The sequence below is a fragment of the Arenicella xantha genome, assembly GCF_003315245.1.
GTDB classification, from domain to species: Bacteria; Pseudomonadota; Gammaproteobacteria; order Arenicellales; family Arenicellaceae; genus Arenicella; species Arenicella xantha.
The window spans coordinates 37,422-63,557 of record NZ_QNRT01000004.1; the positions used below are offsets into that span (position 1 = coordinate 37,422).

23 protein-coding genes are annotated in these 26,136 nt (G+C 47.8%); 16 read left to right on the plus strand and 7 right to left on the minus strand.

Annotated features, from left to right (window positions below; all coding sequences use genetic code 11):
- Positions 1-117: 117 nt before the first annotated feature.
- Positions 118-978, minus strand: coding sequence for a carboxylating nicotinate-nucleotide diphosphorylase (gene nadC / locus DFR28_RS13855; RefSeq protein WP_113954977.1), 861 nt, complete (start codon positions 976-978; stop codon positions 118-120).
- 193 nt (positions 979-1,171) lie between these two features.
- Between nadC and clpB the strand changes: the two genes are divergently transcribed.
- The 10 genes from clpB to DFR28_RS13905 all read left to right on the plus strand — a co-directional run bounded on the left by clpB (position 1,172) and on the right by DFR28_RS13905 (position 12,994).
- Positions 1,172-3,751, plus strand: a complete 2,580-nt coding sequence (gene clpB, locus DFR28_RS13860; protein ID WP_113954978.1) for an ATP-dependent chaperone ClpB — start codon at positions 1,172-1,174, stop codon at positions 3,749-3,751.
- A gap of 30 nt (positions 3,752-3,781) precedes the next feature.
- Positions 3,782-4,762, plus strand: coding sequence for a DUF4350 domain-containing protein (locus DFR28_RS13865; protein WP_147251023.1), 981 nt, complete (start codon positions 3,782-3,784; stop codon positions 4,760-4,762).
- Positions 4,763-4,848: 86 nt separating this feature from the next.
- On the plus strand, positions 4,849-5,967 hold the full coding sequence (locus DFR28_RS13870; protein WP_113954980.1) for a nucleotidyltransferase family protein: 1,119 nt from the start codon (positions 4,849-4,851) through the stop codon (positions 5,965-5,967).
- A 10-nt stretch (positions 5,968-5,977) separates the two neighbouring features.
- Entirely contained in the window at positions 5,978-6,508 is a 531-nt protein-coding gene (locus DFR28_RS13875; RefSeq protein WP_113954981.1) for a shikimate kinase, read from the plus strand.
- Positions 6,477-7,232: a 2-C-methyl-D-erythritol 4-phosphate cytidylyltransferase gene (gene ispD, locus DFR28_RS13880; protein ID WP_113954982.1), complete on the plus strand. Its 756-nt coding sequence runs from the start codon at positions 6,477-6,479 to the stop codon at positions 7,230-7,232. The genes DFR28_RS13875 and ispD overlap by 32 nt, the downstream gene beginning before the upstream one ends.
- A gap of 27 nt (positions 7,233-7,259) precedes the next feature.
- The gene (gene ispF, locus DFR28_RS13885) at positions 7,260-7,751 is read left to right on the plus strand and encodes a 2-C-methyl-D-erythritol 2,4-cyclodiphosphate synthase (RefSeq protein ID WP_113955252.1); all 492 of its coding nucleotides are present in this window, start codon (positions 7,260-7,262) and stop codon (positions 7,749-7,751) included.
- Positions 7,752-7,755: 4 nt separating this feature from the next.
- Positions 7,756-9,189 carry a TonB-dependent receptor gene (locus tag DFR28_RS13890; RefSeq protein ID WP_113955253.1) on the plus strand — a complete coding sequence of 478 codons (1,434 nt, stop codon included), beginning with the start codon at positions 7,756-7,758 and terminating at the stop codon, positions 9,187-9,189.
- A 3-nt stretch (positions 9,190-9,192) separates the two neighbouring features.
- Complete coding sequence (locus DFR28_RS13895; protein WP_281268391.1) at positions 9,193-9,840, plus strand: glutathione S-transferase; 648 nt, start codon at positions 9,193-9,195, stop codon at positions 9,838-9,840.
- A 124-nt stretch (positions 9,841-9,964) separates the two neighbouring features.
- On the plus strand, positions 9,965-10,240 hold the full coding sequence (locus DFR28_RS13900; RefSeq protein WP_113954984.1) for a GNAT family N-acetyltransferase: 276 nt from the start codon (positions 9,965-9,967) through the stop codon (positions 10,238-10,240).
- Positions 10,241-10,246: 6 nt separating this feature from the next.
- Positions 10,247-12,994 (plus strand): [protein-PII] uridylyltransferase family protein, encoded by a 2,748-nt coding sequence (locus tag DFR28_RS13905; RefSeq protein ID WP_113954985.1) that lies wholly within the window; start codon positions 10,247-10,249, stop codon positions 12,992-12,994.
- On the opposite strand, the gene DFR28_RS13910 is transcribed toward DFR28_RS13905, so the two are convergent.
- Positions 12,981-13,916, minus strand: coding sequence for a LysR family transcriptional regulator (locus DFR28_RS13910; protein WP_113954986.1), 936 nt, complete (start codon positions 13,914-13,916; stop codon positions 12,981-12,983). The genes DFR28_RS13905 and DFR28_RS13910 overlap by 14 nt on opposite strands.
- Before the next feature lie 118 nt (positions 13,917-14,034).
- On the opposite strand from DFR28_RS13910, the gene DFR28_RS13915 reads away from it, so the two are divergent.
- The 6 genes from DFR28_RS13915 (at position 14,035) to DFR28_RS13940 (ending at position 19,352) form a co-directional block, all read left to right on the plus strand.
- Complete coding sequence (locus DFR28_RS13915; RefSeq protein ID WP_113954987.1) at positions 14,035-15,261, plus strand: acyl-CoA dehydrogenase family protein; 1,227 nt, start codon at positions 14,035-14,037, stop codon at positions 15,259-15,261.
- Positions 15,261-16,073 carry an SDR family oxidoreductase gene (locus tag DFR28_RS13920; RefSeq protein ID WP_113954988.1) on the plus strand — a complete coding sequence of 271 codons (813 nt, stop codon included), beginning with the start codon at positions 15,261-15,263 and terminating at the stop codon, positions 16,071-16,073. The genes DFR28_RS13915 and DFR28_RS13920 overlap by 1 nt, the downstream gene beginning before the upstream one ends.
- Positions 16,066-17,145, plus strand: a complete 1,080-nt coding sequence (locus DFR28_RS13925) for a phosphotransferase family protein (protein ID WP_113954989.1) — start codon at positions 16,066-16,068, stop codon at positions 17,143-17,145. Before DFR28_RS13920 ends, DFR28_RS13925 begins: the two co-directional genes overlap by 8 nt.
- Positions 17,142-17,843 (plus strand): histidine phosphatase family protein, encoded by a 702-nt coding sequence (locus DFR28_RS13930; RefSeq protein ID WP_113954990.1) that lies wholly within the window; start codon positions 17,142-17,144, stop codon positions 17,841-17,843. The genes DFR28_RS13925 and DFR28_RS13930 overlap by 4 nt, the downstream gene beginning before the upstream one ends.
- 50 nt (positions 17,844-17,893) lie before the next feature.
- A complete protein-coding gene (locus tag DFR28_RS13935; protein WP_113954991.1) occupies positions 17,894-18,643 on the plus strand; it encodes an SDR family oxidoreductase in 750 nt (249 codons plus the stop codon).
- 343 nt (positions 18,644-18,986) lie between these two features.
- Positions 18,987-19,352 (plus strand): hypothetical protein, encoded by a 366-nt coding sequence (locus DFR28_RS13940; protein WP_113954992.1) that lies wholly within the window; start codon positions 18,987-18,989, stop codon positions 19,350-19,352.
- Positions 19,353-19,444: 92 nt separating this feature from the next.
- On the opposite strand, the gene DFR28_RS13945 is transcribed toward DFR28_RS13940, so the two are convergent.
- The 5 genes from DFR28_RS13945 to exaC all read right to left on the minus strand — a co-directional run bounded on the left by DFR28_RS13945 (position 19,445) and on the right by exaC (position 26,120).
- Entirely contained in the window at positions 19,445-20,254 is an 810-nt protein-coding gene (locus tag DFR28_RS13945; protein ID WP_113954993.1) for a hypothetical protein, read from the minus strand.
- Complete coding sequence (locus DFR28_RS13950; RefSeq protein WP_113954994.1) at positions 20,245-21,066, minus strand: PD40 domain-containing protein; 822 nt, start codon at positions 21,064-21,066, stop codon at positions 20,245-20,247. Before DFR28_RS13950 ends, DFR28_RS13945 begins: the two co-directional genes overlap by 10 nt.
- Positions 21,067-22,089: 1,023 nt before the next feature.
- On the minus strand, positions 22,090-23,262 hold the full coding sequence (locus tag DFR28_RS13955; protein WP_113954995.1) for a transcriptional regulator: 1,173 nt from the start codon (positions 23,260-23,262) through the stop codon (positions 22,090-22,092).
- Between the two features lie 239 nt (positions 23,263-23,501).
- On the minus strand, positions 23,502-24,500 hold the full coding sequence (locus DFR28_RS13960) for a protein adenylyltransferase SelO family protein (RefSeq protein ID WP_113954996.1): 999 nt from the start codon (positions 24,498-24,500) through the stop codon (positions 23,502-23,504).
- Between the two features lie 99 nt (positions 24,501-24,599).
- Positions 24,600-26,120 carry an acetaldehyde dehydrogenase ExaC gene (gene exaC / locus DFR28_RS13965; protein WP_113954997.1) on the minus strand — a complete coding sequence of 507 codons (1,521 nt, stop codon included), beginning with the start codon at positions 26,118-26,120 and terminating at the stop codon, positions 24,600-24,602.
- Between the last annotated feature and the right edge of the window lie 16 nt (positions 26,121-26,136).

Consider the following 26,136-nt stretch of genomic DNA (forward strand, 5'->3'; position numbering starts at 1 on the left):
ATAATACTCATGCAAGCATGAGCAGTCGCATGGCTGGGGCGATCTCTGTTGAGATAGGTTTTGAGCTCCCAACCAAGTAACTAGTATGAAAGAACCCTAGTAAAGAAACTGTCGTTACTATTGATAATCGAACAGCATCGATAAATCTAACGCGCGAACGTGCTTGGTAATTGACCCCGACGAGATAAAATCTACCCCAGTTTCCGCGATCGCGGCGATGCTACTTAAGGTTACTCCGCCGGAAGCTTCGAGGTCGGCTTGGTTGCCGGTAAGGTTTACCGCTTCGCGCATATCGTCCAAACTGAAATCATCCAACATGATGCGTTTGGCGCCCGCATGTAGACCACGCTTTAGCTCTTCCATATTCTCAACTTCAAGCTCAACCAAGGTGCCTTCAGGCATTGATGCAATGGCGTCGGCAACAATACGTTCTAAGCTTTTGCCGCTTCGTAGGTGATTTTCTTTAATGATAATGCCGTCGTATAGGCCCATGCGGTGATTAACGCCACCACCACATAATACTGCGTATTTCTGTGCCTCACGCATCATTGGTAAGGTCTTGCGTGTGTCTAATAAGCGAGCTTTGGTGTGGGCTATAGCGTCGGCATAGGTTCGAGCAATAGTGGCTGTGCCGGACAGTGTTTGTAATATATTCAGTGCGGTGCGCTCGCCGGATAGTATGGGATGCGCGCGGCCTTCGAACCGACACAGAACCTGATTGGGTTCAACTTGGTCGCCGTCGGCCACTTTCCAATCGATTTTGATCTCGGTCTTATGTCGTTTTCCGACTTTGCGAAATACTTCGTCTACCCAAGCTGTTCCGCATACAACGCCGACTTCACGTGTAATGATTTTACCGTCAATCAAGCTTTTCTTCGGGGTTAGTCGAGCGGTCAAATCGCCGCTTCCAATGTCCTCGCGAAGTGCATATTTCACGAGTCGTTTTATTACTTTTTGGTTTGGTAGCGGGTGTTGCATCAAGAGGCCTCTATGAAAAAAAGTTCGGTGGTGATCATTAGGCGTATTCTAAGCTTAGCCGTGTCGTTGTCTCACCGTGCTCACGCAGAATACCAGAAAGCCAGACCGCGTCACAAACCGAGCGCTTGCTTTTTGCTGAATCTGCCTTAAATAAAGTACAGAGAATTTAACCTAACAGAGGTGCTCCATGAGAATGGATAAACTGACTTCAAAATTTCAACTTGCGTTAGCGGATGCGCAAAGTATGGCGGTGGGTAAAGACCACCAATTCATCGAGCCAATTCATGTGTTGGCCGCAATGTTCCAGCAAGATGGCGGCAGTGTTCGACCGTTACTGGCTCGTGTTGGTGTACAAGACCGAGCACTAAGCGATCTTATTAATAAGGGCTTATCTGAGTTGCCGCAAGTTCAAGGGCAAGATGGCGACGTACATTTGTCGCAACAAACTGCGAGAATCATTAATGTGGCTGACAAATTGTCACAAGAGCGCGGTGATTCGTTTATCTCCAGTGACTTGTTTTTATTGGCGCTGATTCGAGACAAAGATAAAGCTGGAGTATTGTTGCGCGAGGCCGGAGCGACCAAGGAATCGCTTGAAAAGGCGGTGGAAGACGTGCGCGGGGGTTCCAATATCGATGATGCGAACTCAGAAGACACTATGCAAGCGTTGGAAAAGTACACGATTGACCTCACCGAGCGAGCCGAACGCGGCAAGCTAGACCCGGTAATCGGCCGCGATGATGAAATTCGTCGCACCATCCAGGTGCTACAACGACGTACCAAGAATAACCCAGTGCTGATCGGAGAGCCCGGTGTCGGTAAAACGGCGATTGTCGAGGGTTTGGCGCAACGAATTATTAATGGTGAAGTACCCGAGGGCATCAAAAATAAACGTTTATTATCATTGGACTTGGGCGCGCTGATCGCCGGTGCTAAGTTTCGTGGCGAGTTTGAAGAGCGTCTCAAAGCAGTGCTCAAGGATCTGTCTAAACAAGAAGGTCAGATTATTTTATTTATTGATGAGCTGCATACCATGGTCGGTGCTGGCAAGGCCGAAGGTGCGATGGATGCCGGTAATATGCTTAAACCGGCATTAGCGCGAGGTGAGTTACATTGCGTTGGCGCAACCACTTTAAACGAATATCGCCAATTTATTGAGAAGGATGCGGCATTGGAGCGGCGTTTTCAGAAGATCGTCGTGGACGAGCCATCGGTGGAAGACACCATTGCTATTCTGCGTGGATTAAAGGAAAAGTATGAGGTTCATCACGGCGTCGATATCACTGACCCAGCGATAGTGTCGGCCGCAACGTTGTCGCACCGATACATTACTGACCGAAACCTGCCGGATAAGGCGATTGATTTGATCGATGAAGCGGCCAGTCGTATCCGTATGGAGATCGACTCCAAGCCGGAGTCAATGGACAAGCTTGAGCGGCAGATCATTCGGCGCAAAATTGAACGTGAAGCGATGCGCAAAGAAAGTGATGATGCATCTAAGAAGCGCCTAAAAGATCTAGAATCTGAAATTGACGAGTTCGAAAAAGAGTTCGGTGAGCTGAACGAAATTTGGATGGCTGAAAAATCCGCGGTGCATGGCGCCCAGCATATTAAAGAAGAGCTTGAGTCTGCGCGTCTTGAAATGGATGTCGCTCAGCGTGCAGGAAACTTAGCCAAGATGTCAGAGCTGCAATACGCTGTGATCCCCGAGCTAGAGTTGCAACTCAAACAAGCGCAGAGTAATGAGCGCAGTGGCGAGCCAAATCAGTTATTGCGTAGCAATGTAACCGAAGAGGAGATCGCCGAGGTGGTGGCAAATTGGACCGGTATACCGGTCGCCAAAATGCTTCAAGGCGAACGCGAGAAACTTCTGCAAATTGAAGATAATTTGCATCAACGTGTTATCGGGCAGAATGAGGCGATTAGTGCCGTCGCGGATGCGTTACGTCGGTCGCGTGCGGGATTGTCTGACCCAGACCGTCCGTCTGGTTCCTTCCTGTTTTTAGGCCCAACGGGTGTCGGTAAAACTGAGCTTACTAAGGCTTTAGCCGAGTTTATGTTTGATACTGATGACGCAATGGTGCGAATTGATATGTCTGAGTTTATGGAAAAACATTCTGTAGCTCGCTTGATTGGGGCGCCTCCCGGTTATGTCGGTTATGAGGAGGGTGGCTATTTAACCGAAGCGGTTCGACGTAAGCCTTATTCCGTAATTTTGCTCGACGAGGTAGAGAAGGCGCATCCCGATGTGTTTAATATTCTGTTACAGGTATTGGATGACGGTCGGCTTACTGATGGGCAAGGCCGCACGGTTGACTTCAAAAACTGCGTGATCATTATGACCTCAAACCTTGGCTCTCAGAGTATTCATGATCATGAAGGTGATTATGCGTCGATGAAAGAGCGGGTTATGGAAAGTGTGAGAGCGCACTTTAGACCCGAGTTTATCAATCGAGTGGATGATATTGTGGTGTTCCATAGTCTTGATCGGTCGCATGTACGCAAGATCTCGATTATTCAAGTAGATATTTTGCGGCGTCGCTTGGAGCAACAAAATATTAAGTTGGATATCACTGATGAGGCTCTTGATATTGTTGGTGCGGCTGGGTTTGACCCCGTATATGGTGCTCGGCCATTGAAGCGTAGCATTCAAACAATGCTTGAGAATCCGCTGGCGCAACGCTTGCTAGCTGGTGAATTCATGCCTGGCGATGTTGTGCAGGTAGATGCAAAGGATGGTGAGTTGTGCTTTCAAAAAGCCGTCGCGCATTAGATAATGTGCTTTAACTAAGGTGATTACCCTATGGGCAATCCATATTTGCCCGTAGGGTCTTTGTCTATGCTGCTCTCAAATAGTTTTTTACGCCAACATCTTGTTACATTTTTCGCGATTTTCACGCTATTTTGGCTTACCGCGGTTCCTGCGGCGCAAGTGGTGTACATACACGGCGGTGTGAGTGATGAGGGTATTGTGCTCGATGAAGGCCAAGGCGAGGCTTATGATCCCATGTTGCTAAGTGACTCAGGCCCTAAAGGGCTCTCTGAATTCAAGGCGACGATTGAAGCGGCTGGCCATTCGATAAGTTCGGTGCGAGACAAAGATACGCAATTGTCAGCCAGCCTTTTAAGCGATATTGATGTATTAGTTTTCGGTCTGCATCAGAAGATTTGGTCAAGTTCGGAGAAAGCCGTGCTCGACACCTGGTTACGTGATGGCGGTGGCATGTTGATCTACAGTGACTCAGCCGCTGGTGGCAATTATCGTGAGGTTGGTGCACAAAACCCTCGTGGGCAAACGGTCACCAATAACTTGATTTCGGCTTATGGTATGCAAGTGACCGTTGACCAAGCTGATGGCGTAAAGCTAAGCAACGTTGCCGCGACGTCGTCAATTCAATCAATCGCCAACAAGGTGCTAGAGGGCGAGGGCGTATCGCCTGTCGCTATTGCTGATGGTGATAGTCTAGTCGAGATATTGGTTCCGTACACCGGAACCGTTTCGAAACGCCAAGGGCTGACTATTTCAGATCCCGTGTTCGCAGCGCTCGTACTAAGACCTATTGGCGCTGGCCATATCGTTGTGATGTTTGATCGACAGCCGATGTGGAATGGCGGTCCGGGTTCTGACATTGATCGTCAAGACAATCGGTTAATACTCAATGAGGTGATTGGGTTCTTGGCGCAACCGGTGACAACTCCAACTCCGACTCCAACAGGGCCTATCGGTCAATCTGGTTTGCCTGTGCCCAGCGTAATCCATTTTTTGATTAGCGACGACGAGTAGCCAGACCAGCATTGGTCTGCCAATCACCGTAAAAAAACGCTAGAATAGCAAGCCTAACTAACCGCGCTACCGCGTAAAAGGACCTCATGAAAGCAATGATATTGGCAGCGGGTAAAGGGACCCGTGTACGACCGCTTACCAACGAAATGCCCAAACCGATGATTCCGATTGTTGGCAAGCCGGTGATGGAATACTTAATCGAAGAACTGGCACGGCATGGGTTCGACGAAATCATGATTAATGTCAGTCATTTGCCAGAGAAAATTGAAAGTTATTTCGGTCATGGTGAGCGACTCGGGGTTCAAATAGGCTATTCATTTGAAGGCCATATCGAAGACGCTGAAATTGTTTCGGAGGCGCTAGGCTCAGCTGGCGGACTTAAACGAATTCAAGAGTTTGGCGGCTTTTTCGATGACACCTTCTTGGTGGTTTGTGGTGACGCTCTAATTGACTTGGATCTCACCAAAGCCGTTCGAGAGCACTGGAAGAGTGGCGCGGTTGCGAGTATCTGTACTCTTGCTGTGGAGCCCGAAGACGTATCTGATTACGGTGTAGTGGTGTCTGATGAAAACGGCCAGATAACCTCGTTTCAGGAGAAGCCTCGGGTAGAAGATGCATTGTCGAATAAGGTCAACACCGGAATCTATATTTTTGAACCACAAGTCTTAGACTTAATACCGGAAGGCCAGGAATACGATATTGGGGGCGATTTATTTCCCAAAATAGTTGAAGCGGGTTTGCCTTTTCATGCCATCGACATCCCTTTCAATTGGATTGATATTGGCCGTATCAGGGATTACTGGGAAGCTAATCAGAAAATCATGAAGGGGGAGTTACGTACTATTCCAATGCCGGGCACTCAAGTGCGTCCGGGCGTTTGGGTTGGTTTAAATACCAGCATCGATTGGGAGCATTGCGAAATTCAAGGGCCGGTTTATATTGGTAGCGGAACGCGAATCGAGGCCGGCGCGATGATTATTGGGCCGACGTGGATTGGTCACGGCTGCCATATTCGAGAGAATGCGCGCATCTCAAAAAGCATTATTTTTGAATACACACGTATTGGCTCCGCCAGTATCGTGAAAAACTCAGTGGCGTTTGGTCGCTTCTTTGTCGATAAAGACGGCAACAGCTTTGAAAGTGAAGATATGCACCTCGACTGGGTAACAGATTCTCGCATTCCGGCAGAAGCGCTACAGAATTGAATCAAGCTCGATGAAAACCAGATCTAACTTAGTGTTGATCGGTATGCCTGGATGCGGTAAGAGCACGTTGGGCCGACGGTTGGCAGCAATGCGCGGACTCCGCTTTATCGATACCGATAAATTAATCGAGGCGGATCAAAACCTGCCGATCCAACAGATCGTTAATTTACGCGGTGTGGCGTACCTACGTGAGGTTGAGGCCTCTGTGCTGAATCGTCTGGATGTACAGAACTCGATAATCGCTACTGGCGGCAGTGCTGTTTACAGTCAAATAGCGATGCAGCATCTTGCTGAACAAGGTGTTTGCATCTACTTGGAAATAAGTCTCGCTACCTTGATGCGTCGCGTTAAGCCTTCGCAGAACCGTGGTTTAGCGAAGTTGCCGCAGCATCCACTGCCGAGACTTTATTATGAAAGGCTTCCGTTGTATCAAGCTGTGGCAGACATTACTGTGAATAATAATTGGCCGCTGACCGCCGTACGTTTGTCAATCCTGAACCGTCGTATCAATGACTACATCAAGCACACGAGCATTAACTAGTAAGCCTCGCTATTGGTGTGTGGTGCCTGCGGGAGGGGTCGGATCGCGCATGCGCAGTGTCACGCCGAAACAATATCTCAATATCAACGGCCGGCCTATAATTGAACACACACTCCAGCGATTTCTCGATCACTCCTCGATTAGTGGCGTCGTCGTTTGTGTTGCCGCCGACGATCAAGTTTGGTCGACGTTGGAAATTGGTAACCATCCAAAGGTATCGCTGGCTGACGGAGGCCAGACTCGGGCTGATAGCGTGCTTAATGGGTTGAAAGTCTTGCAGGCGAAGGTAGGGCCGGATGATTGGGTATTGGTGCATGATGCGGCGCGGCCTTGTTTGCCCAAGGGTTCGATTGATTCTTTGATTGATACGTTGACGGGTGACCCGGTTGGCGGGATTCTAGCTATACCGGCACACGATACGCTGAAGCGTGCGATTACTAGCGCCAAAGAGGGCTTTGAAAATACCCCGCGCGTTGAATCTACGATTGATCGGTCTACCGTTTGGTTAGCGCAAACTCCGCAAATGTTTCGTTTTCAATTGCTGTTAGAGTGTTTAAGTCAGGCCCTCGAGCAAGGCATTGCGATCACTGATGAAGCCTCAGCATTAGAATGGGCTGGGCACGCGCCACGATTGGTGCCTGGATTAACGCGCAATATTAAGGTAACAACCCCCGATGATTTAGCATTGGCTACGTTTTTGCTTGGCCAAAAAGCAGTACAATAGATACTCAGTAGTTTGATGGAGCGGAAAATGAGAATAGGCCATGGCTATGATGTTCACCGTTTAGTTGCGGATCGGAAACTGATATTGGGTGGCGTGGAAATCGATCACTCACTTGGCTTACTTGGCCATTCTGATGCCGATGTGCTGTTGCACGCCATTTGTGATGCAATTTTAGGTGCGCTCGCCTTGGGCGATATTGGTAAACACTTTCCGGATACTGATTCTGCTTATGCTGGAGCTGATAGTCGAGTTTTACTGCGTCATGTAGCGACCTTGATGCGCGGTAAACATGCATGTATTGGTAATCTAGATTGCACGATTGTGGCACAGGCGCCAAAATTAGCACCGCACATCGAGCAAATGCGTCAACATGTTGCGGGCGATTTAGTCTGCGAATTGGATCGCATAAACATAAAGGCGACAACCACTGAGCAGTTAGGCTTCGCGGGTCGCGAAGAAGGTATAGAAGCGCACGCAATGGTGTTGCTTGAACTAAGAAATGGCACTGGCGGCCAATGAAAATATGACCGAAATTAATTTAGAAAATCGTAAGAACCGTAAGTTAACCCAGGAGAAAGCGCTCAAGGTTAACCTTGATAGTCGCATCTATGGCACGATCGTCGAAATTGGTGCAGGACAAGAAACTGCACGCCAATTTTTTAACGCTGGAGCTGCCGCCGGAACTGTTGCAAAAACAATGTCTGCCTATGACATGCAATTTAGTGACGATGTCTACGGTAAGGCTGGGCGCTATGTCAGTCGAGAACGCTGTGAGCAGATGCTACAACATGAGTATGCACTGCTGATCAAGCGTTTAGATCAGTCGCGCGGTGAAGAGAGTTGTTTCTTTTCATATGCGGCGACCGTTACGGCGCGAAGTTACAGTCAAAAGAATGAATGTCATGGTTGGATCGGAGTGCGTCGTCAACTTACACCGCATGCTGAACCAAGCGAGATTATCTTGCATGTGCGGATGCTTGACGACACCAACCGTCAACAGTCGGAAGCACTCGGTATTCTCGGCGTGAACTTAGTGCACGGCGCTTATTACCATGCTGATGACCCCAAGGCGATTATTGATAATTTGCAAGATGGCATGGGGCATGACAAGCGTATCGAGATTGATTTGATTCATTTTTCAGGGCCAGATTTTGCCAAGGTGGAGAACCGACTAATGAATTTGCATCTAATTCATAGTTGGTCTTGTCGCGCCGTGATGTTTGCGCCTAGCGGTGAGTCAATTGTGCCCGCTGCGGCTCTTCGCAAAAAAGATACTGTGGTTATTCGTGGCTCATTTAAGCCACCAACGAAAGTGCACATGGACATGAAAGAAGTGGCGGTGAAGCACTTCTCGCAGGAAGAGGGCGTTGAGCTGGATAAAATTCTGGTGGTCGCTGAGATCACTATGAACGAATTGTCTGGCAGAGGCGAAGACGCTGACTCAGACTTTTTGGCGAGAGTTGATTTACTTAATGAATTGGGATTTTCGGTGCTAATCTCAGATTACTTGCGATTCTTTAGACTGCGTTCTTGGATTCGTCGTTATACCCAAAGTCGTATTGGCATTGTGTTAAGCGTACTCGACTTTGATTACTTATTTGCCGAAGAGTATTACGAGGGTTTAGAGGGCGGCATTCTTGAAGCATTTGGTAAGTTGTTCTCGGATAATACCAACGTGTATGTGTATCCCAGTATCCGTAATGGCAAGCTGATCACCTTAGATAGCGTCGATGTTGGTGATGACCTTAGCTATTTATTGAAGCATTTAACGCATAACCGAGCCATGGTCTCGGCCGATATTCAAGATGTTACTAATCTGCAGATTTCAGCTCGAGAAGTCATTAAACAGATTCCGCACGGACGGGGAGACTGGGAGAATTGTGTACCCGAGGTGGTAGCCAAACGAATTGTCGAACGTAAGTTGTTCGGATACCAAGACGACGTTTCTGAGAAGTAGGTTTTGAGGGCTCAAGAAACCCTGCCAATACTCTATTCGTTCAGACGTTGCCCATATGCCATGCGGGCGCGCATGGCCATCAAGCGAGCGGGCTTGCAATGTGAATTGCGTGAAGTCATGTTAAAACAGAAGCCTGATGCGTTATTACAGGCTTCGCCAAAAGGTACTGTGCCGGTTTTAATCACTAGCGATTGCGTAATCGACGAGAGTTTAGAAATCATGCGGTTCGCTTTAGTGCACGGCAAGGCCGACGATTGGCAGTTGCAAGAGCTCTCGCACCCATTGGTACAGTACAACGACGGCGAATTCAAACATTACCTAGATCGTTATAAATATTTTGATCGCTACCCTGAGTGCAGTCAGTCGGAATACTTTGCTGAGGCAGTGAAATTTCTTGCGCTATTAGACTCGGCCTTGATTGACGATGAACGTGCACAGCCGTTTCTTGTGTCGCCTCAGTTAAGCACGATTGATTTGGCGGTGTTCCCATTTGTTCGTCAGTTTGCTTTTGTTGATAAAGCTGCTTTTGATGCATTGCCCTATGTACGCTTACAACTGTGGTTGGAATGCTTGTTAAGCGCTGAGGTGTTTTTGTCGGTAATGCAAAAATATCCTCAGTGGGTAGAGCACCGTGAACCTATTGTTTTTTGAGTTAAGTAACCGCGCTGCGACTATCTATTTAGTGAAGAGCTGATGCGGCGAGCTTTGCTCTGATAATTTTAAAACCAATGAGTTCTGTCGTAGACTACTACGGCAAACTCAAGTGAGAATCCAAATGTCAAACTATAAAATTGAACACCAACCTGAAGAGAGTCTGTTTTATGTACAGCTTGATGATGGTCAACGCGCCTTTTTAAAGTATCACCGCTCTGGGGACAAGTCAGCGTCGTCCGAAGTGGATTTTTGGAGTACTTTCGTGCCAGATAGCCACCGCAGCTTAGGTTTAGCCGCCGAACTGGTTGAACATGGATTCGCCTGGGCGGAAAAAAACGGATTGCATATCAACACATCCTGTTGGTATGCGGCCAAAAAAATGGAGCAGCGAGGGTAATTTCCAATGACCGATGCCGATTCTTTGATTCTTGCTTCACCTTATTTGAATCGTTTACAGAGTCGCGTCTCGGTAGATGTTTCGGCTACTCAAGATGGGCTTATAGCTGGTTTGAAACAAATTAGAGAGCGCTTGAATACTCTCTCGCAAGATGATCCAGACGTCAGTGAGCAAGTGTTACTGCAGGCAAAGATAGATTACTCCTTTCTTTGGGCCAATCTAGAACTACAGCAATTTGGTACGGCAGCGCAAAGGGGCAAGCTCTGGACTGAATTTGCTGATTGCACAATTGAATTTGCCTTGAGGCTTGCATGGCAGATCGTCGCACGTAAGGAGAAGTCGGTTGCTGCCAAGGTCGTTGAGTACGAAGGGAGGGTCCCTGGTTTAGTGGTGCTTGGCATGGGGAAGTTGGGTGGCTGTGACTTGAACGTATCGAGTGATGTCGACCTGGTTGCGTATTTTGATCCAGATGTGTTGCCGGTGCCAGATGTTGTCGGTAAGAGTTACGTTTGTCATCGTGTGTTGCAAGCGCTCACTCGGTTGCTCTCGCAGAATGAGCAAACCGACTTTGTCTGGCGAGTTGATTGGCGTTTACGTCCGAATGCGTCGGCAACCACGCTAGCGATGTCGACTAAGGCGGCTAGAGACTATTATTTTTATCGAGCATCGCCGTGGCATCGGCTCGCGCTGATGAAGGCGCGTGTAGTGGCTGGTGACCGAACGCTGGGTAGTCGCTTCCTAGCAGAACTGTCGCCTTTTATCTGGCGCCAGAATTTGGACTACCGCGCGCTAGACGAGCTTGCTGAAATTAAGCAGCGAATAAATCTCGAGCATCCAGGGCTGCGTACCCAGCGGCAATGGCGCGAACCGATAGGCGAGGAAATCGCGGGGTTTAATGTAAAGCTCGGAAGTGGCGGAATTCGTGAAGTTGAATTCGTCGCGAATGCACTGCAATTAGTTTGGGGTGGCCGAATGCATTCTCTGCGACAGCCGAATACGGTGAAAGCGTTGAGCGCATTGGCTGACGAGCAACGCTTAGATCGAAATGATGCAAATAACTTAATTGAGAGTTATCAGACGCTGCGTAGAATTGAGAATGCGATTCAGCTGCTAGGCAATCAACAGTCACATCAGATTCCTTCAGAGCCGGTAAGGCAACAGCAGCTATTGACCTTATTGGGGATCGCTGAGTGGAACCAGTTAGTGTCGCAGATCAATCCAGCGCGGCGTTGGGTGAATGACTACTTTTCCGAATTGTTTGCGGAGCAGTCATCGTCGCACCAAGAGCCAATCATTTGGCCCGAAGGGTTGTCCGCTCAAGCCGATGAGATTGTTGAGGCGTGGGAGAATGGCTATTATTTATATGGCGTGTCGAACCAGGTACGTCACCGCTTAGTACCTTTGACCCGCGGTATTGCGAGTTTTCTGAATGAAAACAGCGAGCCCAACAATCAAACTGCTAGCGAAATAATTGTGCGACTGCATGACTTCTTTCGCTCTCTGCCGAGTGGCGAGCAGTATTTTAGATTACTTGCTGAGTCTCCTGCTCTGTTGCGGAGCATTGTGCCCCCGTTATTGTATTCGCCGCCAATGGTGTCATTGCTGCGTCAGTCGCCACATATCATTGATTGCTATGTCCAGGAGGATTGGCGGTACCCTGACCCGTTTGACGGTGACTATGTTTTGCAGGCCGAAGGTTATGAAGAGCAACTGGAACGGATGCGTCGATTTGTGAACGAATATCTGTACCAGCTGTATCTTAGTTTTTTACAAGGCGCTATCACGGTACCGGACTTTCAGGAAGCGCTTACTCGTCTCGCTGAGCAGTCGATTGAGTTAGCCGTGCAGTCGGTGACCCAGAATATGGGCTTAACCGAGTCACCAGTGTCGATTATTGGCATGGGAAAAGTGGCGATGCGTCGTATGTCTCCGATGTCTGATCTAGATTTAATTTTTGTGTTCGATCAGAGCGCGGCAGATATTGATTCGGCTTCACGATTTGTGAGTCGCTTGCAAACCGCTATCTCGACGCCAATGCGTGAGGGTATTTTATATGAGCTTGATACGCGCCTGCGCCCCTCTGGTCGTTCAGGTGCGCCCACGGTAAGCATTGAAAGCTTTGCAAACCACCATCGACAGCGAGCGCACACATGGGAACATATTGCTTTGGTACCAAGTCGCGTTGTGGTGGGTAATCATCAGGCCGAAAAGCGAATCGAAAACATTAAGTTGGAGATGATTAATGCCGAACGCAGTCACGATCAATTATTACGCGACGCGTTAAAAATGTGGACTAGGATTGCTGACCATCGGATTGGTGATACCCCTATGCAAAATTTGAATAGTAAATTGCGTACCGGGGGCTTAATGCAAGCCGAGTATTTAGCCTCGTGCATGATCCTGATTAATGGCCATGATAAACAATTCACCAACGGTAGTTTTGATGCAATGTTGGCGGAATGTTTGACCGAGTCTGGGCTTGAAGAGTTGCCTGAAGTTCTACAGTTTTGGCGAATCCAACAGTTGTGGGAGCGTTTATTAGGCAAGACAGATCAACCATTGAGTAGTCTGCGGGATGTCTACTTCTCTCGTCTCTTAGAGCACTCGGAAGTCGGCAGTATGGATGAACTGCTAGCCAAAAAGAAGCGTTACTCAGAGCTGATTGAAAGCAGCTTAAATGATCTCTTTGCTGGTCTAAAAATGACTCGAAAGGAAATCGATGATTGGCACGAGCAGCAAGTTATTTGGAAATAGCATCGCTGTCATTGAGGGGTTTGATTTCGTCAATGATGAGCGTGCGTAACCAACTTAACGCCGCGTCTTGTTCGGTGTTGGCATGCCAATAGAGGTTGGTTGAGAGCTCAGGGATTGCGTATGGCGAATCAACCACACAAAGCTGATCATTTAGCAGTTGCTCTGACATCGCCAGAGACACCGTTAGCAATTGATCTGAGGTTTTTAAAATCGTTGCCGCGGCCACATAGTTTTGGCAGCGAATCGTCATGTGGCGCACTAATCCGCGCTGTTGAAAATAGGTGTCTTCCATCGTCATGCCGAGCGGCCTGTTAGACACGCTGATGTGCGTAGCGGCAAGATAATTGCGTTTGTTAAGCTTGCCGGCAAGCGGATGATCGACTCGCATCATTACACAAAACGGACTCGACCAAAGCGTGCGATGGTGCACCGGTGGTTTGGCCGGAATTGCAACGTCCAAGGCTAGATCCAGATGTCCCGATGCGAGCTCACGAGTCAAGTTGTTACGTTCAACCTTCACGCTGGCAATGCTGGTGTTTGGCGCTCGCTTAGCGAGGACCGACGATAAGATCGGCAATACCGATGCTTCTAACGCATCATGCATACCAATTCGAAATGTCTGCTCACTCTGCTGCGGGTCGAAGTCGCCCCATTGTTGCAAAATTTGTTGTAAGCGCGTGAGTGTGTCGATAATCAACGGCGCCATGCGCTGACAAGCGGGAGTGGGCACCATTTTTTGCTGCGCCCGCACGAACAACGGATCGTTCAGAACATCTCTAAGCCGCCGAATCGCATGGCTTACCGCGGACGGAGTTATGTGTAAGCTCTCGGCCGCTTTGGTCATGTTTTGTTCCACGTAAAGGCTTTGGAACACCTTGAGCAAGTTGAGATCTAATTGCTGAATACGTTTTAAGTCGACCATTTAATTAACGGTTTTAAGTTGAATTCTATTCATATGTACGACTTAGTATATTTCATTTTGTTCATTAGTAAATGGCGTATTCTATTCTCAACAATTAACCACGCCATTTGCCATTGCTATGAATTTTGAACACAGTCAGAAAACCCAAGATTATATTTCGCGTGTAAAAGCATTTATGCGCGAGCACGTCGAGCCAGTCGAAGGATTGATCTATCGTGAGATGCAAGAGATGAATCCAGATGGTAACTGGCGTAACTGGAAGTTGCATCCTTTACTTACAGAGTTCAAGCAGCAGGCTAAAAGCGAAGGTTTATGGAATCTATTCCTGCCCGATGCGGAACTAGGTAAAGGCTTAACCACCTTAGAGTATGCGCCGTTGGCGGAAGAAATGGGGCGCATGTTATTTGCACCTGAAATATTTAATTGTAATGCGCCTGACACTGGCAATATGGAAGTGCTTTATCACTTTGGTAATGAGCAGCAGAAACAACAATGGTTAACCCCCTTGTTGGCCGGTGAAATTCGTTCGGTGTTCGGCATGACCGAGCCTGATGTGGCGTCATCAGATGCCACCAATATGCAAGCTACGATTGAAGAGGACGGCGACCATGTTGTTGTCAATGGTAAGAAATGGTGGAGTACCGGCTTGGGTCATCCGAATGCTAAGTTCACCATTTTTATGGGTTTATCAAATCCAGGGAATGATCGTCATAATCGCCATGCGATGGTGATTGTGCCACTTGATAGCGAAGGCTTAGAAATCAAGCGAATGCTGACGGCCTATGGTGACTACGATGCTCCTTACGGACATGGCGAAATGCATTTATCTAATGTGCGAGTACCCAAAGAGAATTTAATTATGGGTATGGGTAAAGGGTTTGCAATAGCGCAAGGCCGGCTTGGCCCAGGTCGAATTCACCATTGCATGCGGACCATCGGTTTGGCTGAGAAAGCTCTCGAATTAGCAATTCATCGCGGCTTGCAGCGTGAAGCATTTGGTAAACCTATTATTAAGCTTGGCGGCAACGGTGAGCGTATTGCGCAAGCGCGGATAGCGATCGATCAAGCGCGCTTATTGACCCTAAATGCGGCTTGGAAAATTGACAATGTTGGAGTCAAAGCGGCGATGACTGAGATTTCGGCTATCAAGGTAGCGGTTCCGCGGATGGCACAAGATGTCGTGGATATGGCGATTCAGATTCACGGCGGCGCCGGGATGTGCGAAGATTTCCCCCTCGCACACTTTGCCGCCGGAGTGCGCGCGTTACGTCTTGCCGATGGCCCTGATGAGGTGCATATGGGCATGGTTACTCGGCTGGAAATGAAAAAATATATGAGTCGCTAATGAAAAAAGTTTTAATTACTGGGGCTGGGTCTGGTTTGGGCCGAGCCTTGGCATTACGTTATGGTCAGGCTGGTGCCGATGTTTGTGTCGCCGATGTAAACCAAGAAGGTGGGCAGGAAACCGTCAGCCAAATCGAAGCGGCTGGTGGGTCGGCGTTCTTTCAGGGCTGCGACATTACGCAGCAATGGGATGTCGACAAGCTTGCCATCGCCTTGGCCGAGCGATGGCAGTCGCTGGATGTGTTGGTCAACAACGCCGGTGTCGCATCGGCCGGTTCTATTGAGTCTGAGCGCCTAGAGCAGTGGCAATGGGTACTAGAAATCAATTTATTAGGCCAAGTGCGGATGACTAAAGCCATGCTGCCTTTGCTACGTAAAAGCACAGCGGATAATCGTGACATCATCAATATTGCATCGCAAGCCGGTTTAACGCCAGCGCCGGGCATGGGTAGCTATTCTGTTACTAAAGCGGCCATGGTTAGCTTTGCTGAGACTGCGCATCTGGAATTCGCCCATGAAGGCATCCACGTTAGTGTTGTTTGTCCGTCCTTTTTCGACACCAATCTCAACCAATCTCTACGCAGCGACGACGCGGGAATGCAAGCTGTGGTCACCAAGATGATTAAAAAGTCAGGTGTTAGCGCGGACTCAATTGCCGAACAAGTAATAAAAGATGTGCATGCACGTAAGTTTATGGTTATCACGCACAAAGAGGGGCGTAAGGCTCACCGTTTAAAGCGATTTTTACCGATCGAACGTTATCTGAAGATAGTCAAAGATCGAACTAAAAAGTTTGTTAAAGCCAATGACTAGTTCGTCAGCGCTGAGTGACAAGGGTGGTGCTGTCAGAGATGGTGAAGAGCTGGACCTATCGACTCTAAACCCTTGGTTAAAGTCTAAGGTTGAGGGGCTGTCTGGCGAACCTGCTGTGACGCAATACGCTGGTGGTGCCTCCAATTGGACGTATTGCTTAAGCTACCCTGAGCGTGACGTGGTATTGCGCCGAGCTCCAGCTGGAACCAAAGCTAAGGGCGCACATGACATGGGGCGCGAGTATCGATTACAAGCGGCATTGAAACCAGTGTATTCGTATGTGCCAACGATGCTGGCGCATTCTGACGATGTGTCGATTGTTGGCGCTGAATTCTATGTTATGGAAAAGGTGGTGGGGTTAATTCCCCGTACCAATTTGCCGCGCAACCTTAGCATGAGTGTGGAGCAACACGCCGCGCTTTGCCATAATGCGCTGGATAGCTTGATTGAACTGCATCAAGTCGATTATCAGTCGGCTGGCTTAGATACGCTTGCAAAGGGCGCTGGCTATACTCAGCGGCAGATCGAGGGATGGTCGCATCGCTACCAAAAAGCCAAGACTTGGAATGTGCCTAGCGGGCAAAATGTTATGCGTTGGTTAAGTGATCACTTGCCTGCTGATGAACGAATTTGTTTAACCCACAATGATTTTCGCTTAGATAATTTGGTGCTTGATACGCAAGACCCCACGCGAATTATTGGTGTGCTTGACTGGGAGCTTGCTACGTTGGGCGACCCCCTGATGGATCTAGGGAATACTTTGGCGTATTGGGTTGAAGCTGATGATGACTTCTTTGCGCAAAAGACACGGCGTCAGCCAACTCACTTGCCTGGCATGTTGAGCCGCCAACAAGTGGTCGACTACTACACGCAGAAAACTGGGTTTAGCTACGAGAACTTCAGCTTTTACGAAGTCTATGGGCTATTTCGTCTTGCCGGTATTGTGCAGCAAATATACTACCGCTATCACCATAAGCAGACTCGTAATCCTGCCTTTAAACAGCTGTGGGTATTTGTACACTATCTACTGCATCGCTGTCGCAAAATCATCAACCGTTCAGGACTAGCATGAGTAGTATTTATTTGATTCGTCACGGTCAAGCTTCGTTTGGCCAAGAAAATTATGATCAGCTGTCGGAGCTTGGGCAGCGTCAAGCGTCACGCCTCGGTGAGGTTGTCGGTTCCCGCTTGGGTTCAATCAACCGAGTGGTATTAGGCACTATGCACCGACATCGCCAAACCGCAGAAAACTGTCTGATTGGGTTTGGGCTCGACTTAGGCTCAGTGGACACTGAGTTTGATGCAGGCTGGAACGAATACGATCACCAAGACATATTGGCGCAATTCAGGCCTGAGTTTGCTACAGCCGCAGGCATGACTGAGTTTATTCGGCAACAGCCTAATCCGAAACAAGCGTTTGAGCAAGATTTCAACGCTGCAATGAATCGCTGGATTGCTGGTGAACATGACGATTATGTAGAGTCATGGCATGACTATCGAGCGCGAGTTCAACAAGCGCTGGCACGCACTGTGGAGCGGCATGCGGCGTCAACCCGCACGCTGGTTTTCACCTCAGGCGGACCGATTTCCTTAGTTAGCCAACAATTATTGGGTGTGCCTTCTGAGGCGATTATGCGCATGAATTGGACTTTGATGAATTGCGCCGTGACCAAATTAGTTAGTACCAAAGACCGGCTGTTTTTATCGTCTCTCAATGAGCATTCTCATTTTGAGGGCGACGCGTTTAAGCACTTTATAACCTATACCTAAGCAAACGTTATGCGCGTTTTGTTTGGGGTTGATAACCATTAGCTATGAGTATGAATAGACAAAATATTTTGATTACTGGTGCCAGCTCGGGCCTAGGTTTTATGATGGCAAAGCTCTATGCAGCGCAAGGTAAAAACCTCGCGCTGTGTGCTCGCCGAGTCGACAAACTTAAGCTGTTGAAAACGGAAATCGAGGCCGCCAACCCTAATGTGAAGGTATTCGTTCGCGAACTCGATGTGAATAATCATGAGCAGGTATTCGACGTTTTCAAAAGGTTTGCTGAGGACTTAGGTCACATTGATCGAGTGATTGTGAATGCCGGAATGGGTAAGGGCGCATCATTGGGTACCGGTTATTTTAATGCCAATAAGCAAACTGCGATCACTAATTTTGTGTCGGCCATTGCTCAATGTGAAGCGGCATTGGAATTGTTTAGGGCGCAGAATCACGGGCATTTAGTGACTATTTCATCAGTCAGTGCCGTGCGTGGTTTTCGTCGAGCGATGACGGTGTATGCCGCTACCAAGGCGGCGATTACTTCGCTTACTGAAGGTATTCGAATCGATTTATTGGGAACGCCGATCAAGGCAACCACGATTCACCCTGGGTTTATCCGCAGCGAGATCAATGAAAAAGTTAAAACGGTTCCGTTTATTGTGGATACTGAAACTGGTTGCAAAGCCATATTGAAAGCAATTGATAAGGAGGGCGCGAATTACTATGTGCCTTCATGGCCTTGGGCGGTTATGTGTCGTCTGATGAAAATCGCGCCATTGAGACTGTTGGCGAAAATGAGCTAAGGAGCTTGCTGTTCGAATCTCTAACCAAGGCCGCACGCTATTCATTGTGCGGTCATTAAGTGAGCAATCAATGCAGCTAGAATCGATGGCTTTACTCGGTATTACTCGTTTAGATATTTACGCCAGCGAAGAATTTACCTTGCATACCCGCTGAGCAACGTGTTTTTACGACCTTTGTCCATTATTCCGCGACTATAGTCCACTTGTTTGCTTTGCCTGTTCTCCGTAGTCTGTTAATCAATAACAGACAAGTAGTCTTGTTTGACTGGTAGTCTGCTTATTTAGTACAGGGTGTACGATGAATTCTGGAAGGAGAGGGTAGCTAGGAACAGTGGGTTTGCGAATGAAAGTAACGGATGAGTTAACTGATTTGGTTGTCGAGCTTGGCGAGTTAGAAAGTTTTGAACTCGCGGGGATGTTAATCAACCAGAATGGCGTATCAGTCAAAGGGTTGCTCCAGTTATTTAATCAGACAGATAATCTACGTTCTAAACAGGTCGTCAGAGAAATATTCGATGAAATGGGTTACGGGTGGTTCGTCGAACTCGATGAGATGACTTTTAGATCAGCCGCTGGTTTGAAAAAAATAAAAACCAAACAAACCAGCGGTTGTGATACCCATATTGTTGCTAGAGCCATCTCAGAGGATGAGATATTAAGCGATCAAGAGTTTCTTGAGCTAATTCCGATTAATCAATATTTTCATTAAAGGAAAAGTCTCCGCCAGACAGGTATCCCAATATGTCCATCTTCGTTACCTCTTGTGTCTAAGACGGATTTCCCTTTTTATTGATTTATTAGCTATAAGCAAATGACCGCGACCGCACCATTATGTGCCTTAATCGGAAGGCGCATTTCATCTTCCTCTGTGATGCCTACCGCAAAAAGCTCAATATCTTGGAATACATCTTGGTCCGCCGTATACACCACCACATCATTATTGGGGCTTATGCTAAAAGTGTATGTATTGGCGCCAAAAGGTAGGGACGCATTTAATTTTGTTACCGTGCCGCCGGCTAACGGCACACGGTATAACTCATAAACGTCATCGCTGTCTTGATTACCGTAATATACAACTTGGTTTGAGTCGGCGCTAATCGCCATGTAAAAAATGTCACCGCCAAGTGTCAAGTCTGAATTTAATTGAGTTGTTGATCCGCTATTTATCGGTACATGATAGATATTCGCTTCAGCAAACACATCCTGGTCAGCCCTGTACACCACCGATTTTGAGTCTTGACTTATTTCAAAACTGTACACCTTAGAGGAGAACGGCAAACGAGGATTGAGCTTAGTCGCATGAACGTCGGCAGATGATGCTCCGGTAATCGGCGCGCTGTAAAGTTCCAACACATCGTCCGTGCTTTGATCCGCCCTGTAAACAACGCGTTGACTGTCAGGACTAATGGTAAATAAAGCAACTTCTGACCCTAACGCGGCCCCGCTTGAAGGGTAAATCTCAATCGGCGTTCCGCCGTTTAAGGGTACCGTATATAGTATTTTGCGACCAAAGATCTCCTCCGCGTTGAACACCACACGTTGCGAGTCGGGGCTTACTTTAAAACCATTTTCGTCAACATTGGTTGCGGAACCATCGAAACTTATACGCACCGACGCACCACCACCATCGGCGTGCTATAAAGCTCCGTTGTACTGGCATCATTATTCTTAATTGCATATACCACAGTCTGACTGTTCGGGCTGATTGCTGGAAAGCGGGTAACCTTCTCGCTTGGGCTTGTTGTTAGCGGTCGATTCAAGTTAACTATAGTGCCCCCAGCGACGGGCACACTAAATAACTCCGGTTGACCACCATTAACCCTCACGGTGAATATCACGCGTTGGTCATCAGGGCTTATAAAAAAAGTTAAATTGAACAGACTGGGGTTTATCTCAGAGCTGGGGGTAATATTAACTGGCGTTCCGCCGGTTATTCGCAAACTGAAAAGTGCAGCATCCGAGGTCGCGTTATACGCTAGGTAAACCACTCGCTGGCCATCATTTGTGATCCTGTAGTCTGAAAGGTCGTAAGTGTGGTTGTTGGTATTGAGTTGAACTGCTGCGCCACCTTGAATAGGCACAGAAAACAAATTTCGTTTGCCAGTAGAATCATTGCGCGTTCGATATACGACGTATTTACTGTCCGAGCTGATTAAAAATGCCTTCACATTAAAACCCATTGGTAAAACTGAGTTTAATTTTGTCACCACGCCACCCTTGAGCGAAACGCTATAGAGTTCTTCAATATTATCCGTGTCTTGGTCAGCGGTATACACAACCCTTTTATTGTCAGGGCTAATGGTATTGAGATACGTTGCATCGCCAAACGGCACCATGGGCGCACTCAGTTGATAAGGTGTTTGTGCCTGCGCACCCATACTGAAGAACGCTAGGAGCATAACCGTTGAGATTGACGTTCGCATGTTTGAAAAATTCCTACGTACATTAACTGCAGCTGTTACTACAACACCGAGTTGATGTTCTATTTGATTAAGTTTTATCACTGTTTATTTTTCCTTTATTCACTCTTTTTAGCGCAAGCAAACCTTTTTGAAAATGCACTTGTAGCCGCTTAGCAACAAACGCTCGGGTTAGTATTTGCTCTATTTTTCAAACATATTGGGGATGCTTGGCATCGCGGCTAATTCTTGCGTAGTCGCTGGCACGGAACCGCTTTTAGCGAGCATCAATAGCTCACCTGAGTGGTTACTAACTTTGCGATTGGTGGTAGTCGTGTCTAACGCTTAAGTCATCTATCTTTGTTACGCTTTCAGAGCGTAAATTAGAAGATATCTGTTCACACACTTCCCGATGTCATCTAATTAGGTGGGAATTATTAGTAGAAACTCGGAACCAGTAATCTTTAAAAACAGTAGCACTGTCTTCGAGTTAGTCATGTTTTCTATATAATTAATATTTTTTGATAATATAGAATTTCATCACTGAATGAGATCCCCTAAACAGGGTAGATGTCCGAACAAAGTGAAACACCTAGCACATTAAAGCAGCCAGTGCCGAGGTCCGCTAACCTCACCTATCCACATCGAAGATTGTTGGGCTAGACTAGCCCAGTTTTGTTGGAGTGATCACGCGTAAGTAGAGTGAAAACGCGTCTAGATGTTGACTAATTTAATTGGGATTAAACTAGATCGGTCTGTCTAGCGGCGAGGTTGTTGTGTTGTATAAATTTCAATAGTAGGCCTATCGAAAAGTGATTTACGTCAGGCGAAAGAAAACAAAAGGGCAATCACTCTAGCAAAGAATGGTAGCTGGGTTTTTCCGACTGATCAGCCAGTGTTTTAGTGTTATGAGACACGGCGTTTGAATCAATAGTTGGTTACTTAGGGGAAACCTCAATCGAGTTGGTGAGTAAGGGTCTGGCTAGTGTAAAAGAGTGTTGCTACGCGCAGTCTGTGTTGGTGAAGGATGATGCGGAATAGAAGATGTTAGGTTTTGCTTCCTTGTTGCATTAATAACTCAATTAATCGTTCTCTTTCAAGCAAGCTGCTGCTGGTATTCTGGCTGATTTGTTTCACGAGTTGGATTGGCGAATCACAAGCGTGCACGGTTTGCGCCATGACTGCGTCGATGCAGTAGCGCCACTCCTCAATCTCGGGAGAGTCTGATTTAGTTAACAAGGAGCCTCTGTACATCGCCATCGCGTCGTTAATGCGTTGCTCGTTCAAGGCTTGCCAAATGTGTATAAAATCAGCCCAAACGGGCAGTGTTAATCGGTAAGGTCGAGAACCGATTTCACCGTCTAAGTAACGGCGTAGATGCGACACATCGGCTTTCAGTGTTGAGGTCGAGACTGCGGCGTCGCCGTAGAGGCGCATATGTAATTGTTGCAAACTGAGACCATCTGGATTTAACGCTAGCAAACACAGTATCTCAATCTGTCTTGGCGGCAAGCACAGAGCTTTGCCATGCAGTAACACCCTAGGCTGACCCATTGCATAAATTTCCAAGTCGGCACGATTATCGACAGCGGGCAAACACTGCGCGATCGAGTGCGCTAACTGGGTTGTCGCGCTCTGGCCGAGAGCGGTGTGCTTGTTCCAGGTAGTAGAAATATCCAGCGCCCCCATACATTCACCGGACACTGGGTGAATAATCGGTGCGGCATAGCAGACCCAGTCTTGAATATAAGGTGAATAGTGTTCTGATGAAAATACTGTTACAGCGCGCTTGAGTTTGAGTGACAGCCCCACGGCGTTTGTGCCAACTTCGCGCTCTGACCAATGTCCGCCTGAGATGAAGTTGAGGTTTTCGGCTAGTTTGCTCATATAACCACTAGCGCAGGTCCAGAGTAAACGGCCACATGGGTCTGCAATCGCCGCCACGAGCTGGCCTTCTTTGACTAACTGCTCCATGTTCGATTGCTCTTTTTTTGCTGCTATCGAGAGTGGTGATTCCTTCCAGAGTTCAGTGGTTACCCAATGCTCATCTCGGGGGGCACATGCTGGCGAGCCATTAACTGCCTGTGCGCTGCGTTTCCACGATTGAAGTATTTCGTTCGAGACTGCGTGCGGCTTGGGCAAAGCTGCCTGCGCATCAAATTGATCTCTTTGATGCTCGATGGCGCCTCGTCGCTGCCGTAAATTAGTGTCTTCTCTCATACCTGCTTGTTATGCAACTACATTGAGTGTTATGCGGATTTAAGCTTCTGTTACCCTCTGCCATGCCCCGCACCTTGACAACATGCTCGCGACTCATCAATCGTTCAACCGCGCACGTGCTAAGTTTAATAGTATAGGTTTCTTAGCTTGGCATACAGTTAGTAAACTAAATATTCACAAATGGTCTAATACCGCTACGTTTCATGTTTCAAAGCGACGCAGGGAGCGTTTGATAGGGGCTATGAATTGAGATGTTTTAAAAAGTTGGCTTCATATTTCATTAAAGACTGTGTTAGCTTTTCTTCGGCGACCAAAGGTGACAGTGCTTTGGCTAACACATTGCAGCTCCATAAACCAACCACTGGCTGCGCGCCGAATGCGTAGCGACCTGTATGATCGATTGCGCTGGCGACGTAACTGTCGTCGCGCGGTTCAATGAACTGCGAAGAGCCGAGATCTAAGGTTACTCCGACGATTGACAGGTTATCGGTGTTCATCATGCCGTGCACAAACCCAGTGTTTTGCCAAGATGCAATTAGTGTGGCGGTTCGTGTTACAACTTCTTGAAAGAACAGCGCGTACTTTGTTTGTGGGTTTGTGGAGTCTACTAGCAGGTTGGGGAAATGGTGTTTTATCACGTAGTCTGCGAGTGTCGTCAATGCAGCGATATCGCGCCGGAAATAACATGCCTCAAATGAACCAAAGCGCACGAAACTAGGTGCTGTGCGCGCCAGTACGCCCACACGTTCCGAACGGCCATTTTGATACAGTTGATCACTTCCTGCGATAATCGACAAACAGCGTGTGGTTGGAATGCCATGCGCAGCGAGTTGTTCGCTGATGCTGTATTCGTGCAAACAACAGGAAAGGGTTGCGCGCCCATGCGATGAGAACGTAAAAGGCGTTTTGCCAGAACCTTTAAGGGCTAGGTCGATGCTGCCAACGGCTGTCGCTAACTCGCCAAGCAATACTGAGCGACCATCTCCTAGAAACGGGTTGAATTTCCCAAATTGGTGGCCAGCATAGGCTTGGGCAACAGGGTTAGAGCCAGGTAGTATTTTCCGGCCGCTCAAAATATTTAGACCATCATCGTCGAGAAAAATCTGCGGCGATATACGTAAAGACTCGGCGAGCGATTTATTTCGTTTAATCCATTGCGGCTGTCGAATACCCTGGGGGTTACTGGGAACCGATAAACCTGCTCCGATTCTGTGAAACTTGTTGTCTAACGTAAGCATGCTAATTGATCGCCAAAAAAGAGCCTAGATTGTGCAAAATCAGCACACAACCTAGGCCCTAAAACTTCAAAAACACCTAGGAGCTCGAAGTGTTAACGGTTAGAAGAATCCTAGCGGATTTGTGTCGTAGCTCACTAGCAGGTTTTTGGTTTGTTGGTAGTGCTCCAAAGCAACTTTATGCGTGTAACGACCAATTCCTGATTTTTTGTAGCCACCAAATGCAGCATGGGCGGGGTATAGGTGGTAGCAATTTGTCCAGACCCGACCAGCTTGAATGCCTCTGCCCATTCGATACGATAAATTCATATCGCGGGTCCATACACCGGCACCTAAACCAAAGTCACTGTCGTTAGCTATTTCTAATGCTTCTTCCGGCGTTTTAAATGTGGTTACTGATACCACAGGCCCAAATATTTCTTCTTGAAACACTCGCATGTTGTTGCTGCCTTTTAATAAGGTCGGCTCTACGTAATAGCCTGCTTCACAGCCGTCACCAATGTTTGCTGCGTTGCCGCCGGTAATGACCTCGGCGCCTTCTTCAAGGCCAATTTTTATATAATCTAGGATTCGATCAAACTGCTCTTGCGATACTTGCGCGCCCACCATGACATCCGTATCGAGCGGGCTGCCACGCTTGATTTGACTCGCGCGGTCAATCACCATACCGATAAATTCGTCGTAAATTGATTCTTCAATTAGCAACCGAGATGGGCAGGTGCATACTTCGCCTTGGTTAAAGAATGCCAGCACGGCGCCTTCGACACACTTGCTGACAAACTCATCTTCTTGGTTGAGTATATCGGCAAAAAACACATTCGGAGACTTGCCGCCTAGTTCGACCGAAGAGGGGATTAAGCTGGCGGCAGCACATCTTAATATGTGTTGGCCGACGGGGGTTGACCCAGTGAAGGCAATCTTGGCAATTCGATCGCTAGTGGCTAACGCATTGCCAGCCTCTTCGCCAAACCCGTTAACTACGTTAAGCACGCCTTTTGGCATTATGTCGCCAACTAGTTCCATTAGCATTAAGATTGTTGCCGGCGTTTGTTCTGCTGGTTTTAGCACCACACAATTGCCTGCTGCTATCGCTGGCGTCAAATTCCAGATAGCCATTAGTAGCGGGAAATTCCATGGAATGATTTGCCCGACCACACCGAGCGGTTCATGGAAGTGATAGGCCACAGTGTTGTTGTCTAGCTCGCTAATAGAGCCTTCTTGCGCACGCAAACAGCCAGCGTAGTATCGTAGATGGTCGATACAAAGGGGTACATCGGCGTTCAAAGTTTCTCTAATAGCTTTGCCATTGTCCCACGTTTCGGCCACGGCAAGCGCTTCTAGATGCTGTTCCATCCGGTCAGCAATCTTGAGTAAGATATTCGATCGCTCACTAACCGAGGTGCTGCCCCAGGCATCTTTGGCTTCATGTGCCGCATCTAAAGCCAGGTTTATGTCCTGCTCGTCAGACCTAGGTATCTCGCAGAACGCTTTCCCATTAACAGGCGAGATATTGTCAAAGTATTTCCCATTGACGGGTTTGACCCATTCACCGCCAATGTAATTTTCATAACGTTGTTTGAAAGAGACAATGGCTCCTTCAGTATTTGGATTTTGATATTGCATTACTGCGCTCCTTTGA